Below are 14944 nucleotides of genomic sequence, written 5' to 3'. Positions count from 1 at the left end.
GCCCTACTTTGCAGCCGCAAGCTTTTGCACAATTTCAAGCGCCTTATTAACATTCTCGGCCGGTTTAAGCCCGGTCAACGTGGCGGCGATTTTGCCGTCAGGCGTAACGATGAACGTCGTGCGTTCGGCAAAACCATGCGTGATTTCAACGCCGCGTGTGTCCTTTTTCCCCGCTGCCGCTTCTTTAACGGTCAAATCGTAGGATTTGGCGATATTACCGTCGACATCGGAAGCAACCGCAACCTTGCCGCCGCAAAACTCAGGATCGGCCGAAAAGTCGTTGAGCCTGTCGATGCTGTCCAGCGATACGCCGATAATCGATGCCCCGGCTGCGGTAAATTTGTCGTGATTAACCGCAAAAGTATGCGCCTGGATATTGCAGCCGCCGGTATAGGCCGACGGGTAAAAATAGACCACGACCGGGCCTTTTCTCAGCGCATCTTGCAGCGAATAAGTAAAAGACTTGCCGGCCAACGAAGCTTGCGCCTGAAAATCGGGTGCCGGATGGCCTTCCGGTAATGCGGCGACGGCCGGCAGCGCGATTGCACTCAGCAGCAGGCCATTTAGTAAAAAACGTTTCATGTGTTTGCTCTGTTAAAGGGGTTTATAGGAATCGTGGCAAGCGTTGTCGCAATTCTTCGTCAGTTCCAATGCCTTGCTCGATGCGGTGTCGAAATCATTGGCTTCGACAAACTTCACCACTTCCGCGGCCAAATCTTCGTATTTTTTCGCATCCGTGACTGCATCGGCGGCATTGCCGCGTTTTTCGAAAAAGCCTTCGACCAGCTTGAAGTCGCTTTGCATTTTCTTTGCAAGGTCGATACTGGTAGCGGCATCCTTGCCGGAGAGACTACCTTGAAGGTTACGGGAGTTTGTATCTATTGTTTCCATCAACTCTTCGAAATCGAATGCCGCTTCGGCGTACGCGATGCCGGTTGCCAATATCAAGACAATTCCGAAAAGATTAATCGTTTTACTCATATCGATGTGATCCTTAAAAATATTACAGAATCCCTTATTTTTACTCGCCACGAAGACACGAAGCTTCGCAGGCTACCTCGTTCCCACGCAACGCGTGGGAACGAGGTATTTTCGTGTCTTTCGTGCTTTTCGTGGACCGTGCTCTAAGCAATCAACTCCTTAATGACCTTGCCGTAAACCACGGTCGGACGTTCCGAACGGCCTTGGTATTTATAAATCAGCTTCAAGTGATCCAAGCCCATCTGGTTCAGAACGGTTGCGTGCAAGTCGTAGGTATCGACTGCCTGGCTCTTGTCCGCCACTTGCAAACCGATTTCGTCGGTCGAACCGTAAGTGGTTCCGGCTTTAACCCCGCCGCCGGCCAGCCATTGCGTATAACCCCAGGCATTGTGATCGCGGCCGGTGCCGCTTTCGCCCCACGAAGTGCGGCCGAATTCCGACGTCCATACCACTAACGTCGAATCGAGCAAACCATTCGCTTTAAGGTCGGTCAGCAGGCCGGCAATCGGCTTGTCGACGATCCGCGCATGCTTGCCGTGGTTTTCCTCGAGCTTGGTATGCGCATCCCAATCCCTTTCGTCGCCGTCGACGTCGACCGGGCCGGACACGACCTGGATGAAGCGCACGCCGCGTTCGACCAAGCGCCGCGCCCGTAACAAGTTGGTGCCGTATTCCTTGGTCGTTTCGTCGTTCAAACCGTACAACGCTTTGGTCGCATCCGATTCCTTGCTCAAATCGACCGCTTCCGGCGCCGACGTTTGCATGCGCTCAGCCAGGTCGTAAGCCCTGATCCGCGCCTGAAGTTCGGTATCTTCAGGATAAGCTTGGCCTTTTAGTTCGTTCAATTGCTTCAACAGCTTCAGGTTGTCGCTTTGCTGCGCTGCCGCAATCAGCTCGGGCCGGTCCAAATGCAGGATCGGCGATTTACCCGGACGGAAAGCGGTGCCTTGATAAACGGCAGGCAAGAAACCGGAACTCCAGTTGACCGAGCCGCCGGTCGGCTCTTTTTTGCCGTTGTAAAGCACGACATAAGCCGGCAAATCGGGATTCGCGGAACCCAACGCATATTGAATCCAGGCGCCGAGAGACGGACGGCCCGGATTCAGGCCGCCGGAGTTCAGCTTCAGGATTGAAATATCGTGGGTCGCACCGACAGTCACGCTGGACTTGATGAACGCAATGTCGTCCGCATGTTGCGCAAGATTCGGCAATAAGTCCGAAAACCAGGCGCCGCTTTGCCCGTATTGTTTCCAGGTCCGGTTCGACACGAACAGCTTGCCGAGACCGCCTTGGGTACTGGTTTTGATGCCTTGCAGGAACGACTTCGGCACCTCTTGCCCTGCCAGCTTAACCAACTCGGGCTTGTAGTCGTACAGATCCAACGTACTCGGCGCGCCGTGCTGATGCAGCCAGATCACCGATTTCACCTTGCCGGGAAAATGCGGCTGTTTCGGGGCAAGCGGGTCAACCAGATCGGCTGCCAATGCGCTCGATATAAATCCGCCGCCCGGCAGCAGGCCGCTCAATGCAAGGCCGCCCAGACCATAGCCGGTTTTCAGTAGAAAGTCCCTACGGGATTGATTTTTCATTTATTTATCCTCTTCAACTATTCATTAAAACCGGTAGATGAACTCATTCGAGTTAGCAACCGTATGCACCAAGTCAACAAAAGCCGCGGCGCGTATAGGATCCAATTTCTGATCGCTCTTTAAGCCGGTTGGAATGCTGACCGCGAATTTACCTTCCGCTGTTTTTTCCCTGACAATCTTTTCGTGACTATTCAAAAACTTTTGCAGGGTCTCTTTTTCATTGCCTGTCGCTTTGCGGGCGAACAATATTTGATAAAGCCTGTCCAGTTGCGCGGTTTCATCGTTACCGGCCTCGTTAATGACCCGGCCGGCCAATGCTTGCGACCATCCGAACACTACATCGCTATTGATCAAGGCCAGCGACTGCAACGGCGAGGTCGTTACTTCGCGCTTGCTGTGCGCTTCCTGAGCGGAAGCCATGTTGAAAGTCTCCAGCAATGGATAAGGCACACTGCGGCGAGTAAAAACATACAAACTGCGGCGGTTCTGGTCATGAACGTCCTTGGATACTTCCCATTGATTGCCGGCGCCCAAGTTGGCAGGCACAGGCGGAAATACACTCGGTCCGCCGACCTGTTCCTCAAGTTTTCCCGAAGCGACCAGCAACGAATCGCGAATCTGCTCGGCTTCCAGGCGTTTGCGAGGGAATACGGCCAGCAGCTTGTTTTCAGGGTCGGCTTTGGCGACATCTTCGCGGTGAGCCGATGACTGGCGATAAGTGCCGGACAGCAGGATGTCGCGGTGCAACTTCTTGACGCTCCAGCCGTTTTTGACGAAATTGTCGGCCAGGTAATCCAGTAGCTCCGGATTAGTCGGCTTTTGTCCGGCTTTGCCGAAATCGCTGACCGTTTCGACGATGCCGCGTCCGAAATATTCCTCCCAAACCCGGTTGACGAATACACGCGCAGTCAATGGGTTATTCGCGCTGGCTATCCAGTTCGCCAGAGCGGTTCTCCGGCCCGATGAAAACGCGGTCGGCTTGATGTCCGGTTTCTCGTCGGTGATGGCCTCGGGGAACGCCGGTTGCACTTGTTCCAACGGCCGCTCATGGTCGCCGCCGAAGAATACGTAACTGGGCGGCGCATCGGGATGGCCAAGCTCGGTCATCGCGGAAATTTCAGCCGAGCTGTTTTTAGGCTTGAGGTCGTTAAACTTCTTCAACTCTTCGCTCAACTTGTCATACTGCTCCCACTTTGCGACGATTTCCGGACTGTAGTCCTTATCGTTGCCCTTGCTCTCCGCCGCATCCCTCAGGAAAGCCGCCAGACTGGCTTGGTCCGTTACATGCGCCAAGCGATGATTCACCCAACGGTCCTGGGCATTCCACTCGCTCTTCGGTTTGAATATCGCTTCCCGGCTATCGGTCAAGTAACGTTCTTTATGATGCTTTTCGGCCTTATCCCTGACTGAATCGATGATCGCTTTTTGCTTGTCGCGGATATCCTTGGTCGCTTCTTCCCACTTCGCCAAGGCTGCCTCATATTTACGTTCCACCTCGCCTTTTTTGGCGACCGGAATATTGTCAACGGGCGCTACGTTGGCGAAGAACGATTGCAGCGAGAAATAATCTTTTTGGCTGATCTTGTCGAACTTGTGGTTGTGGCATCTGGCGCACTCGACCGTTTGTCCTAAAAACACCTTGCCGACCGTATCGGTGATGTCGGTCGTGATTTGATATTTTCTTTGGATCAAGTCGCGGGAGTTATGATTGTCCGGGAAATGCGCCATGTAGCCGGTCGCAATCAACGCTTCCTGATTGTCCGGCCATAACTCGTCGCCGGCCAACTGTTCCTGGATGAAGCGGGAGTAAGGCTTATCCTGGTTGAACGCGTTGATCACGTAGTCGCGGTAACGCCACATGTTCGGGCGGGTATTGTCGTTCTGGAAACCGGTGCTGTCCGCATAGCGCGCCAAGTCCAACCAGCGGCGGGCTTGGCGTTCGCCGTATTTCGGCGACGCCAGCAGACGGTCCGCGAGCTTTTCGTAAGCATCCGGCGAAGTGTCGTTGACAAAATTAGCGACTTCGTCAGGCGTCGGAATCACGCCCCAAGCGTCCAGCGTCGCGCGGCGCACAAACGCGGCGCGGTCGGCGTCGGGCGACGGCGTCAGGCCTTTTGCTTCCAAAGGCGCCAGCACGAACGCATCGATCGGGTTACGAACCCAACTTTTGTTATTAACCGCCGGCTGCTCGGGCGCTTTGATCGGTTGATAGGACCAGAGTTTCGATTTTGTAGCCGGTGCGCCGGCGTCGGCTGCCGGTGCTTTATTGTCCGTTGTCGTTGCTTGCGCGACTTGAGGCGCTTTCTCAGCCTCCGTCGCTTTGACCTCGGCAGCCGCTTGCTTGTTGTCTGCCGTTCCCGTTTGCGCGCCGATTACGCCAACCGGACTGTTGAACAGGTCCACAGCCGCTCCGGCTTCTCCAGCCATTGCGCCGGCAAGCCCCCACATAACGGCGAGATATAATTTACTTTTCATTAACATCCTCCAAAAATAAAAGCGTTCCCGGTCTTTGCCGGCATCGCTTTATCAAATAATTACTTTTGTTCCGCCGCCGGCTTAGGCGCGGGAATTTCTATTTTGGCCAGCTTGCCGCCCTCTTCTTCATAGTTTTGCGCACCTACCGCACCAACCACATGAAAACCTTTAGCGGCGAGCAAATCGGCTGTAGCGCCGGCGCGGCCGGCATGATTCGACACCGTAACAATGTTTCTATCTTTCGGAATGAAGGCTAAAGCGTTCTCTATTTCTTTAGACTGGACGCTGAAATAAAACGGGAAGCCGCCTATCTTGGTCAGCTCGTCAGGGCGGCGCACATCGATAATCAGCAACTGCTCGGGCTTGGCCAGCAAGGCATCGAATTGAGCGCGGTTAAGTTTTGGAGTTTTGTATTTGTATTCTTTGGCAGCAGCCGGAGCATCGGCTTTTTTCTCATGGTCATGAGCCGCCCCGAATGCGACAGGGGTAGCCAGGATCATCATAAGTAACATCAGGTTGGTGCGTTTTTTCATGGTTATTTCTCTTTAATTTAAGTAGCGATAAGCGCATAGACCGCGAATAATCGCGATACATTCAAGTAGGTATATGCAGCTACCGTACCAATACCGTGACAACTTCCATATATTTGCGCCAAACAGCCGCAGACTCATCTAATACATTGATAAGTAAAATGATTATTTATCGCCTATAGCCATCGGCGACATTGTTTGAATAGTTAGGGATGTGAATACCATCCTACCTTGCTGAAAAATCAGCAGCCCAGCACCAGACTGTGTTCTCAGGTAAACAGGTAGCAGCAGAGGCAAACAGGGAAGCAATAAGGATCAGTTGGAACACGCTGGACGGTAAATCTAAAAAACCAGTTACACCGGTTCCCAAGATATTGCTTCCATAGCGCCGTCGTTGATTATTCTTAAATGGACTTGATTGTTCGTTTCGACGTGCGCTCTCATCGTTATCGCATCTTGAAATAGGCGGAGGCCGGGTATTTCCTGCTCTCGATATTATTGAGCATGGTGCGATTTAGACCTTCCAGGTTTTACGACTGCCATGGATGGCGGCCGAGACTGCTCCCGGCAGTCCTCGGCATTTCCTCCATCCATGGAAGTCAGAAGTGCTGGAGCCGCCGGGAGCGGCTCCAGTAAAAACCTGGAAGGTCTGCATAGCAGAATTTTTGTGTATAACGATCAGCGCTGCATTCCCGCGCAATACGGGAATGCAATAAGAAGAGAAATAAAGTCGGGCTATTGCCGAGAAATAGGAGGAGTAAATCTAACTGATTTTTTCTGGCCTGTATTATTCCTTAATACGCGTCAAATCATGGCAGCCTTTGCAAGACTCGCCGACTTTGCCGAACTGGGCTTTGATCGCATTGATATCGCCGGTTGCCGCGACTTTCGCCAATTCGTTTGCCGCTTCGTTAAAGGTATTGGCCGCAACCGTCACTTCCGCTTTTTTCTGGAAAAACTCCGGTTTCAGACGGGTTTGCTTCCAGCCCACGCCTTGGTCGGTACCTTCTCCGTATAACGCGCCCAATCCGGAATTGGCCACTGCGGCAATCGCATTGGCCGCCGCGGCGACAGCGTCTTTGTTAAAAGTCTCGGGATGATCCACGACCTGACTTTTGATCTTCCCTACATTCCAGGCCGCAAAAGAATAAGCCGATTGGCGAAACCGGATCTGTTCTTCAATCGGTCCGGCTATGGCCGCCGTGGCCGATGCAGTCAGCAGTAAAGTAAGCGCAATTTTTCTGTTCATTGTTTTCAGTTCCTGTGTGTTGTAAAAATTGAGTGGTTAAAAACCGGGATCGGCTTGTGTGGCTTGCGCAGTCTGTTCATAGCTTTCGGCCGGATGCAAATACGCTATGCCGCCGGTAACGCCCCAGACAACGGTGCACGAAATAATCAACGATAGAATAAGACCGACGGCGCCAACGCCTCTAACAGGCCTGCCCGTCAACGATGCGGCCACTGTTTTGGGAACCTGCTTTTTACCGGTCAGCATCGGCACGACAAGATTGGTCTTTTTAACCCAGCGGTAAAAAATAATCGCGACAACATGCAATACGATAAATCCGACCAACAAGTCGAATATCGTATTGTGCAAACCGGTCAAACGGTCGCTTAAAGATTTATCGACAAAATTGAACAACGGCCCGACAAAGGCAATATCGTCGTTCGCAAACAGGCCGGTACCGACCTGCGCAGCCACCACAGCCAGCAACGCAAACACCGACAATGCGCCCAACGGGTTATGCCCGATGCCGTGCCAGCGGCCTTTAAAGTAGGCAAGAAGCTTCGACGGCGTAGGAAAAAACGTTAAAAACCGGGCATGCGTCGAACCGACGAAGCCCCAAAGAACGCGGAAAACCAGCAATCCCAAAATAAAAATGCCGATGCGGCCGTGCCAGTCAATCAGCGAACCGCCGATTTTTGCGGTAATGTAAGCGGCTGCGACGGCAACTGCCAGCAGCCAGTGAAACAGCCTGAGCGGCAAATCCCAAATATGGATAGTTACTTTCATGTTGGTTCCCCCGTTATGAGTACCGGATTTGATTACTTATGCAATCGCGCTCCGGGTAGCCTAAAAATCTTAAAAAGGCAGGAAATTAATCCCTGTCATTCCTGCCGAAAGCGGTCCTTCAATAGCGAATCGGAGAATTGCGACCGCAACGCCTGCCGGTTTTGCCGGCTCCAACACACTGGACTTGATCACGCCGACGCCGCCGCCCGGCGTTGCTTTAGCCGGTTAATTCGCTTCCTTGTTGAGATTGCAGAGTCCGTTGCTATCTCCTTATTTTTTGCCGCACGGCACGCCCTACGGCAATAGCTACTAGCTACGCAAATGCCGGTTGAAAAAAGCTATCGTGCGCTGCCATGCCAACTTTGCCGCCGCCTCGTCGTAACGCGGCGTGGTATCGTTGTTAAAACCGTGCTGTACGCCCGGATAAACGTAAGCTTCGTAGTTAATGCCCGAAGCTTTTAAAGCGCTCTCGTAAGCAGGCCAGCCCGCGTTAATACGTTCATCCTCCGAGGCGTAATGCAGCAACAGCGGCGCTTTGATTTTTGCGGTCTCTTCCGCTGTCGGCTGGCTGCCGTAGAACGGTACCGCAGCGGCCAAACCGGGAAGTTGCGTCGCCAGGTAATTGGCGATACCGCCGCCGTAGCAAAAACCGACGACGCCGACTTTGCCGTTGCCTTCCGGCAGGTTCTTCAGCACGTCGGCCGCGGCGATAAAGTCGGCGCGGGTTTTGGTTTGATCGAGCGTTTTGAACAGTTCGCGCGCTTTGTCCTCGTCGCCCGGATAGCCGCCCAGCGGGAACAGCGCATCGGGTGCGAACGCGATGAAATTATCCAGCGCGATGCGCCGGGCAATGTCTTCAATATGCGGATTCAGGCCCCGGTTTTCATGCACGACCAGCACGGTCGGCAATTTGCCGGTAAATTGCGCGGGTTTAACCAGGTAGCCGCGAATCTTGCCGTAACCGGAAGGCGAGGGATATTCGACGTATTGCGCCGTCAACCGGGTGTCGGTCGGCGCGATTTGCTGGGCTTGGGCAAAACGCGGATTCAAGGCTTCGAGCAAGCCTTCGGCAGTCAGGCCGAGCAATGTAAATTTTGCGGCCGAAGCCAAAAAGCCGCGGCGCGATATGTCGCCGTGAACGTATTTATCGAAGAGTTTCAGAACTTCGGGATCGAAGTCTTTTGCTGTTTTGCGTGTCATGGTTTTTGCCTCATTGTCCTCGTTAAACCATCGTTGCCACGTGTGCGTAGAAACGAGTGCAAGCTAGACCTTCCAGGTTTTGAAAACCTGGAAGGTCTGTATCCTATTTCGCCCGCCCTTTGTAGCCTTGGGCAAGCAACGGTATTTTGTAAGCCGCACCGCGCCCTACCGCGAACAACGTCTTTTTGTCGGTGCCGGCAAACGCGATGTTCTGCGGTTTCTTAGGCAACACGATCACGCCTAACGCTTCACCTTTCGGGCTAAAAACTTCAATCCCGGCATTCGATGCGACATACAGCCTGTCGCTATCGTCTATCGCCAGACCGTCCGCGCCGCTGGACCAGCCGTTTTCATCCTGTTTCCAGCCATCCAGCTTGGCGAAGTTGCGCCGGTTCGAGATCGAGCCGTCTGCGGCAATGTCATAAGCCAAAATGTTCTCGCCCAGCGTATTGGCCACATACAGCACGGTCTCGTCTTTATTCAACTGGATACCGTTAGGCCGTTCAATATCGTTAACCAGGCGTTTCAATTCCCCGGTTGGCGAAATATAAAAAACACCCGGATGCGATGGCGGCGGATTGGGATTTTCCTTGGTCGGACGGGTGCCGCTGTCGGTAAAGTAAATCGCGCCGCTCTTATGCAACACAACATCGTTAGGCCGTTGAAAGCCAACGCCTTCGAAATTCTCGGCGAAGGTTTTTTGCTTGTCGGCCGGATAGACGATGCCGACCTGCGGTTTCAGCGTTTGCACGGCGATAAGCTCGCCGTTGGCGTTCAAGGCCAGGCCGTTAGCGCCGTTGGAGTTTTCCAGGAACGTTGAAACGGTGTTATCCGGTGCAATACGGGTAATCCGGTTGTCGTTGGTTTCGGTAAACAGCAGGCTGCCGTCCGTATAACCGATAGGTCCTTCGGTGCCTTTGAAACCGTCCTTGATCAGTTCGATGATTACGCCGCCGGCCGCTACGCCCGGAATGGCCGGCGTGACCGGATCGTCCGCGGCCTGGACCGACGCGGCGAAGGCTAATGCGCCCAGCGCGGAAAATAGTTTGCGATGTGAAATGCTAGATGACATGGTGTTCTCCAATAAAATTCAGTTAAAACTTGGCCCTGAAATGCACGCCGTAATAACGCGCTTCGCCATAAGTTCCGGTAGCGGTACCTGTGCCGGAATATGATCCGGCATTGGTCAAATAAATCGTGTCGAAGATATTTCTGCCCACAAAATCCAGGTTGTACTGACCGTTTTTGGTGCCGATGCCGATACCGCCATCGGTAACGTGATAGGCATCTTGTTTGCCTTGATACGATAAGCTGGCGTTATAGTTGGCGGCCGATTTATAACTGTCGACCAAGAATGCATGCCACTGTAGGCCGTGATCGTTAAACTTGCCGAAACCGAGCGGCACTTTGTAGTCCAGTCCGTAGTTAGCGGTAAACTGCGGCGCATTAGGCAAGGTCAGGCCGGTTTGGTCGCAAGCTCCCGAGTTATTGGCTTCCGGCGGACACGGCGCATCTTTAAAGTCGGTATAAACGGCATGATTGAACGAGCCGTTCAGGAACAGGTTCAAACCCTTGGCCGCATCCCAACTGGTCTCCAACTCCACGCCGCGCAGTTGGATGCCTTTCACGTTGCCGAGCGTGGTCCTGAACAGGCCGGGCCTGGTTTCGTCGGGCACAGACAACTGCGATTGGAAGCCTTTAATATCGGTGTTGTAAAGATTCACGTTGACGGCCAGTTGTTTGTTGAACCAGGTACTCTTAAGCCCTAATTCATAATCCATCACGTCTTCAGGATCGACATTCTCCTTGGCCCCGGTATTGGCATTGAATTGCGCTGCGCCGGACTTTTGCCCGCCGGACACCGAGAAATAGGCCATCACGTCCTTGGTGATTTTATAGCTGGGATTGACCAGCCAGTTTTGCGAGTTTTGGTCGAAGCCTTGGGTAGCGGAATTCCAATTAACGCCGACCCTGCTGTTTCGAATCGCTAACGCATCGGTCAGGTTCTGGCCGCTTAAGCCGGATAAATCCGAGCCGCCGAAAGAACGGTGATAGCCGCTGTTTTCGCGATGCTCAAAGGTATCGCGTAAACCTAATGTTAACGTCGCGGCCTTGGTAAGGTGCCAATTGACCTGTCCGTAAGCTGCAAAGCTATTGGTTACCGGGTTCAGGTAAGCCTCATCCATGACGCCGCGTAGCGATTGCCGTAACGCTTCCCGGCCCGCCGCCGTCGCATTCAAGCGGTTGTATTGGGCATTGCTGGCGTAGAAAGCCCCGGCGTCGTTGCCGTACAGATTCTGGCTTAAGGTATTCGCCTCGCTATGTAGCGCGAATAATCCGCCCTGGTAATCAATCACGCCCGGCTCTTGCGAAGCGAAGCGGAGTTCTTGCGACCATTGCTGGTTCTTTACCGTCACGCCGCCGATCTGCATGATGTCCGCCGTTGACCGGTCGCCGTCATGATGCGGTTCGAATAGCGCATACTTATAGGCGGTAACCGAGGTAAATTTATGACCGAGCGCCCCCCAGTTGAGCTCATTGGAAACGCTTTGCTGATCGGCCCGCGATACTTGTTTATTGTCCTGGGCGACTTTACGCGGATCGCCCAGCACAGTGAGTGGTTGCCCGGAGTTGCGCAGGTCGTCGAACCAGTTACGCGCCAAGCGTGTACTATAGGTTGTACCGCGCGACGTGCCGTCGGCAAAAGTCGCAGGGTCGTCAAGGTTCGGGTTGACGCTCATGCTTTGCGTGGCTGAGGATCGCTCCAGGATCAATCGTGAAGACACATTGTCATTCGGCGTCAGTAAAAACTGGAGCCGTCCTCCGAACGCGTTGGTCTCCTGCAACTTGCCGGTGGTGATCGGTGAGTCGAGGTTGGCAACAAAACCGTCGCGCTTATCGATAAAAACGGAACCGCGGTAAGCGAGCAAGCCGGGCAGCACGGTGCCGGTCGCGCCAACTTTACCCTGCAACGAATCGCGATTACCGGCAAAGCCGTCGACGTAATAACCGGACTTGAACGACGGCGCTTGCGTGACCACGTTGATCAAACCCAGGTTGCTGTTCTTGCCTTGCAAAGTACCTTGCGGCCCGCGCAATACTTCGACATGATCGATGTCGGCGTAGTTGGTCCAGGTCGACCCGACCCAGGTTGACCAAACGTTGTCGACCATCACGCCGACGCTGGACTCCATCGACTCGTTGCCGCTGTTCTTGCCCAGGCCGCGCAACGCGATACTGGTCTGGCGGGCGTTGGTCGCGGTCACGCCGAGGTTGGGCACGCGGCGGGCAAAATCCGACACGCTGACGATATTATCGCGCTTCATCTGCTCGCCGCTGATCACCGCAATCGGGATCGGCACTTCCTGGAGTTTTTCTTCCTTGCGGCGAGAAGTCACGACGACTTCCGACAGGTTTTTCGGCTCGTCGACGAACGATTTCTCTTCTTTTTTAGGCGGCTCGGCTGCTGCAACAGCTGCCGCCGGAGCTGGGGCGGCCTGCGTTGCCGCGTTAGCAGGCGTTCCGGCATTGCTATTGGAAACCGCTTGTTTAAGCTGCTCGTTTTCCCTCTTGGTTTCTCCCAGTTCCTTTCTGAGCCGCTCGACTTCCGCGGCCAAATCGCTGGAATCCTCCGCAAAGCCGTAGTCCGGCGCCAATAAGCAAGCGCCCGCAATAATCACCGCCGCGCCGTTTAGCGCAGCGCGATTGGATACTTTTGTTTCGCCAGCTACAGATCGGCCTTTAGTCTTGTTTGTTTTCAGCGATTTCAGGCTCTTACTTGCCGCTTTCCGCCGCTCTAAGCTGTTAATACTCATCTGATTACCTTTTTGAAAAATTAAGATCAGCCCTGATTTTTAAGGCAAAGCGTCCCTAGCCGGCCCGAAGGGCCGGTTTAAAATTTGTATCTGTGGTTGATTACTTGCCGGGGACGGTCAGCACCGCTAACTTGGTAATTCCTGACCGTTCTATCGATGACATCACTTTGGCGACTGTGCCGTATTGAACCGCGTCGTCGGCGTTTAAATTAAGCGCTATTTCGGGATCGGCAGCCTTGCGCGCCAGCAGTTCTTTCTCAAAAGACTCCAGCGCAATCTCGGTTTTGTCGATGAACACTTTGCCTTTCGCATCGACGCTGACGTAGACGGCTTCTTTTTCCTCGGGCGGCGCGGTTTCGGCGGTTTTCGGCAGATTGACATGCACCGCTTGGGTCAATAACGGCGCGGTGACGATGAACACCACCAACAGCACCAGCATCACGTCAACCAACGGCGTGACGTTGATTTCGCCCATTACATCGTCTTCGCCACCGCCGTCTTTCGTACTAATAGCCATTAGATTTGCACTCCTTCCGCCTGTAACTCATCGTGGCTGGCTTTAATTGCCGGCTTTTTCGCTACGGCACTGTTGGCGCGCGGTGCTGTCACCGGGCGTTTAATCAGGAACGAGGTTTTCAACGCCAGGTGAACGAAGTCGATTGCGAAGTCGTCCAAGGCCGCCCAGATCACCTTGTTCCTGCGGATGAAAAAGTTGTAACCGATCACCGCCGGAACCGCGACCGCAATACCGACCGCGGTTGCAATCAACGCCTCGCCGATAGGGCCGGCAACGACTTCCAGGCTGGCCGAGCCGGTTTTGCTGATGTTGGTCAACGCCCCCATGATGCCCCAGACCGTGCCGAACAAGCCGACGAAAGGCGAGATACTGCCGATCGTCGCCAGGATAGACAGGCCGCTTTCCAGTGCGCCGCGCTCTTTTTGCATTTGCTGGCGCAGGCGTCTATCCAACAGTTCCTGACGGTCGCCGGTATGCTCGAGATCGTGCGTCGTGGTGCCGCCGTCGGCTTCAATCAAGGTTGTGAAGCCGACATCGGCTACCCTGGCCGCAGGCCCTTTGTTGTCTGTCAATGCCGCAGCAGCTTGAAAATCCTGGGCGCCCCAAAACTTCTTGCTGTAGATCCGGTTGTGATGGGCAATCCGCAGATGTTGTATGCCTTTGATCAGGATCAAAGCCCAAGTCGCGACCGAAAACGCGATCAAGACCCATAACGTACCGTCGACGATCAGCGCCGAAGTAATTTCATGGCCGCCGGAAGCCGCATCAGTGGCGGCCGGCGCTATATTAGCGGCGGCCGATGCAGCCCCGCTGGCCGCTCCGGCAATATCGGCACCCGGAACGGGTGTTTGGCTGGCTGCCTGGGAAATTCCCGCAGCCGCAGATGTTGTGTCTGTCATAAATAAATCCTCAACTTTGTAAATTAAAAGAGATGGGAACCGTTACCCAACCGTCGATCGGCGTGGTTCCACGCATTGCCGGCACAAACGACCATTGCTTGACCGTCCTGACCGCTTCGGCGTCCAATACGTCTTGGCCGCTGGATTTGACGACGGAAACGCTGTCGGGTTTGCCGTTCGCCAGCACATGTACCTTCATCAGCACCTTGCCTTCCCAGCCGCGCTCCATCGCCACGTCCGGATAAACCGGCGGCGGGTTATCCAAATAACCGGCGCCGGCGTGCGGCTCGGTAACCTTTTCTTCCACTTTCGGCGGCGCGGGCGGCGCCGATACGACCGGAGCATCGGCTTGCACCGCGGTCGGCGTCGGCGTAACTATTGGCGGCGGCTCAACCTTTGGCGCCGGTTTCGGCTGTACTTTGGGCTTAGGCGGCTTGTTGATCGCAACCACTTTCGGCGGCGGAGGCGGCTGGACCACGGCAGGCTTCGGCGGTTGCGGCCGGGCAAAGGTGATCTGCACCTTGGACGGCGGCTTAACCGGCTCCGCCAATTGTTCTTTTTCAACCGATGCGTGTTTGAAATGATCGACAACGGCGGAATGCACCAACAGCGACAACACAACCAGCAACAAATAATCAATGGCCTTGCTGTCGCGATGATCGACGCTGTGCCTGAAATTCTCCAATGCCCCGGCAGCCGATGAAATGGACAAAGTCTCAATCAGCCGGCCAATATCCTGGTTGATCGGAACAACATCGGCTCTTTTTCTCTCAGGTGCGAGAGTTGCCGATTCAAATTTATCAAAAGCCACTAAAGGACTATTCATGCGAGATCTCCCGTTGCTTAAAAAAACGCCGGATCCTGTTTGTTCATGGATGAATCGAAAGGAGTAGCTGACTTTCGACCGGCTTTAGTTGATACTGT

The 14944-nt window shown here is 54.1% G+C and carries 13 protein-coding genes; all 13 read right to left on the bottom strand.

Annotated elements, in window-relative coordinates:
• Nucleotides 1–3: 3 nt before the first annotated feature.
• Nucleotides 4–582, bottom strand: coding sequence for a peroxiredoxin (locus tag EKO24_RS03650; RefSeq protein ID WP_127029693.1), 579 nt, complete (start codon nucleotides 580–582; stop codon nucleotides 4–6).
• Between the two features lie 12 nt (nucleotides 583–594).
• Nucleotides 595–981 carry a hypothetical protein gene (locus EKO24_RS03645; RefSeq protein WP_127029692.1) on the bottom strand — a complete coding sequence of 129 codons (387 nt, stop codon included), beginning with the start codon at nucleotides 979–981 and terminating at the stop codon, nucleotides 595–597.
• 143 nt (nucleotides 982–1124) lie between these two features.
• The gene (locus tag EKO24_RS03640) at nucleotides 1125–2570 is read right to left on the bottom strand and encodes a DUF1501 domain-containing protein (RefSeq protein WP_127029691.1); all 1446 of its coding nucleotides are present in this window, start codon (nucleotides 2568–2570) and stop codon (nucleotides 1125–1127) included.
• Between the two features lie 24 nt (nucleotides 2571–2594).
• Complete coding sequence (locus EKO24_RS03635) at nucleotides 2595–5045, bottom strand: DUF1549 and DUF1553 domain-containing protein (RefSeq protein ID WP_196239989.1); 2451 nt, start codon at nucleotides 5043–5045, stop codon at nucleotides 2595–2597.
• Nucleotides 5046–5104: 59 nt separating this feature from the next.
• Nucleotides 5105–5578 (bottom strand): rhodanese-like domain-containing protein, encoded by a 474-nt coding sequence (locus EKO24_RS03630; protein WP_127029690.1) that lies wholly within the window; start codon nucleotides 5576–5578, stop codon nucleotides 5105–5107.
• 784 nt (nucleotides 5579–6362) lie between these two features.
• Nucleotides 6363–6824, bottom strand: a complete 462-nt coding sequence (locus EKO24_RS03625) for a c-type cytochrome (RefSeq protein ID WP_196239988.1) — start codon at nucleotides 6822–6824, stop codon at nucleotides 6363–6365.
• A gap of 36 nt (nucleotides 6825–6860) precedes the next feature.
• The gene (locus EKO24_RS03620) at nucleotides 6861–7589 is read right to left on the bottom strand and encodes a cytochrome b/b6 domain-containing protein (protein WP_127029689.1); all 729 of its coding nucleotides are present in this window, start codon (nucleotides 7587–7589) and stop codon (nucleotides 6861–6863) included.
• Nucleotides 7590–7898: 309 nt separating this feature from the next.
• Nucleotides 7899–8789 (bottom strand): dienelactone hydrolase family protein, encoded by an 891-nt coding sequence (locus EKO24_RS03615; protein ID WP_127029688.1) that lies wholly within the window; start codon nucleotides 8787–8789, stop codon nucleotides 7899–7901.
• A gap of 103 nt (nucleotides 8790–8892) precedes the next feature.
• Entirely contained in the window at nucleotides 8893–9861 is a 969-nt protein-coding gene (locus tag EKO24_RS03610) for an SMP-30/gluconolactonase/LRE family protein (protein WP_127029687.1), read from the bottom strand.
• A gap of 22 nt (nucleotides 9862–9883) precedes the next feature.
• Nucleotides 9884–12604 (bottom strand): TonB-dependent receptor, encoded by a 2721-nt coding sequence (locus EKO24_RS03605; protein WP_127029686.1) that lies wholly within the window; start codon nucleotides 12602–12604, stop codon nucleotides 9884–9886.
• 100 nt (nucleotides 12605–12704) lie between these two features.
• On the bottom strand, nucleotides 12705–13121 hold the full coding sequence (locus EKO24_RS03600) for an ExbD/TolR family protein (protein WP_127029685.1): 417 nt from the start codon (nucleotides 13119–13121) through the stop codon (nucleotides 12705–12707).
• Nucleotides 13121–14020: a MotA/TolQ/ExbB proton channel family protein gene (locus EKO24_RS03595; protein WP_127029684.1), complete on the bottom strand. Its 900-nt coding sequence runs from the start codon at nucleotides 14018–14020 to the stop codon at nucleotides 13121–13123. Before EKO24_RS03595 ends, EKO24_RS03600 begins: the two co-directional genes overlap by 1 nt.
• A gap of 10 nt (nucleotides 14021–14030) precedes the next feature.
• Nucleotides 14031–14846 carry an energy transducer TonB gene (locus EKO24_RS03590; protein WP_127029683.1) on the bottom strand — a complete coding sequence of 272 codons (816 nt, stop codon included), beginning with the start codon at nucleotides 14844–14846 and terminating at the stop codon, nucleotides 14031–14033.
• Between the last annotated feature and the right edge of the window lie 98 nt (nucleotides 14847–14944).

Source organism: Candidatus Methylobacter oryzae (assembly GCF_003994235.2).
Classification (GTDB): Bacteria; Pseudomonadota; Gammaproteobacteria; order Methylococcales; family Methylomonadaceae; genus Methylobacter_A; species Methylobacter_A oryzae.
The sequence above is the reverse complement of the archived record's forward strand: the minus strand, read 5'-3'. Positions and strand labels throughout refer to the sequence as shown.

What these genes read in the sequence shown, in the direction of transcription:
- EKO24_RS03650 (WP_127029693.1), bottom strand. Translation starts at nt 582, where the DNA reads ATGAAACGTTTTTTACTAAATGGCCTGCTGCTGAGTGCAATCGCGCTG.
- EKO24_RS03645 (WP_127029692.1), bottom strand. Translation starts at nt 981, where the DNA reads ATGAGTAAAACGATTAATCTTTTCGGAATTGTCTTGATATTGGCAACC.
- EKO24_RS03640 (WP_127029691.1), bottom strand. Translation starts at nt 2,570, where the DNA reads ATGAAAAATCAATCCCGTAGGGACTTTCTACTGAAAACCGGCTATGGT.
- EKO24_RS03635 (WP_196239989.1), bottom strand. Translation starts at nt 5,045, where the DNA reads ATGAAAAGTAAATTATATCTCGCCGTTATGTGGGGGCTTGCCGGCGCA.
- EKO24_RS03630 (WP_127029690.1), bottom strand. Translation starts at nt 5,578, where the DNA reads ATGAAAAAACGCACCAACCTGATGTTACTTATGATGATCCTGGCTACC.
- EKO24_RS03625 (WP_196239988.1), bottom strand. Translation starts at nt 6,824, where the DNA reads ATGAACAGAAAAATTGCGCTTACTTTACTGCTGACTGCATCGGCCACG.
- EKO24_RS03620 (WP_127029689.1), bottom strand. Translation starts at nt 7,589, where the DNA reads ATGAAAGTAACTATCCATATTTGGGATTTGCCGCTCAGGCTGTTTCAC.
- EKO24_RS03615 (WP_127029688.1), bottom strand. Translation starts at nt 8,789, where the DNA reads ATGACACGCAAAACAGCAAAAGACTTCGATCCCGAAGTTCTGAAACTC.
- EKO24_RS03610 (WP_127029687.1), bottom strand. Translation starts at nt 9,861, where the DNA reads ATGTCATCTAGCATTTCACATCGCAAACTATTTTCCGCGCTGGGCGCA.
- EKO24_RS03605 (WP_127029686.1), bottom strand. Translation starts at nt 12,604, where the DNA reads ATGAGTATTAACAGCTTAGAGCGGCGGAAAGCGGCAAGTAAGAGCCTG.
- EKO24_RS03600 (WP_127029685.1), bottom strand. Translation starts at nt 13,121, where the DNA reads ATGGCTATTAGTACGAAAGACGGCGGTGGCGAAGACGATGTAATGGGC.
- EKO24_RS03595 (WP_127029684.1), bottom strand. Translation starts at nt 14,020, where the DNA reads ATGACAGACACAACATCTGCGGCTGCGGGAATTTCCCAGGCAGCCAGC.
- EKO24_RS03590 (WP_127029683.1), bottom strand. Translation starts at nt 14,846, where the DNA reads ATGAATAGTCCTTTAGTGGCTTTTGATAAATTTGAATCGGCAACTCTC.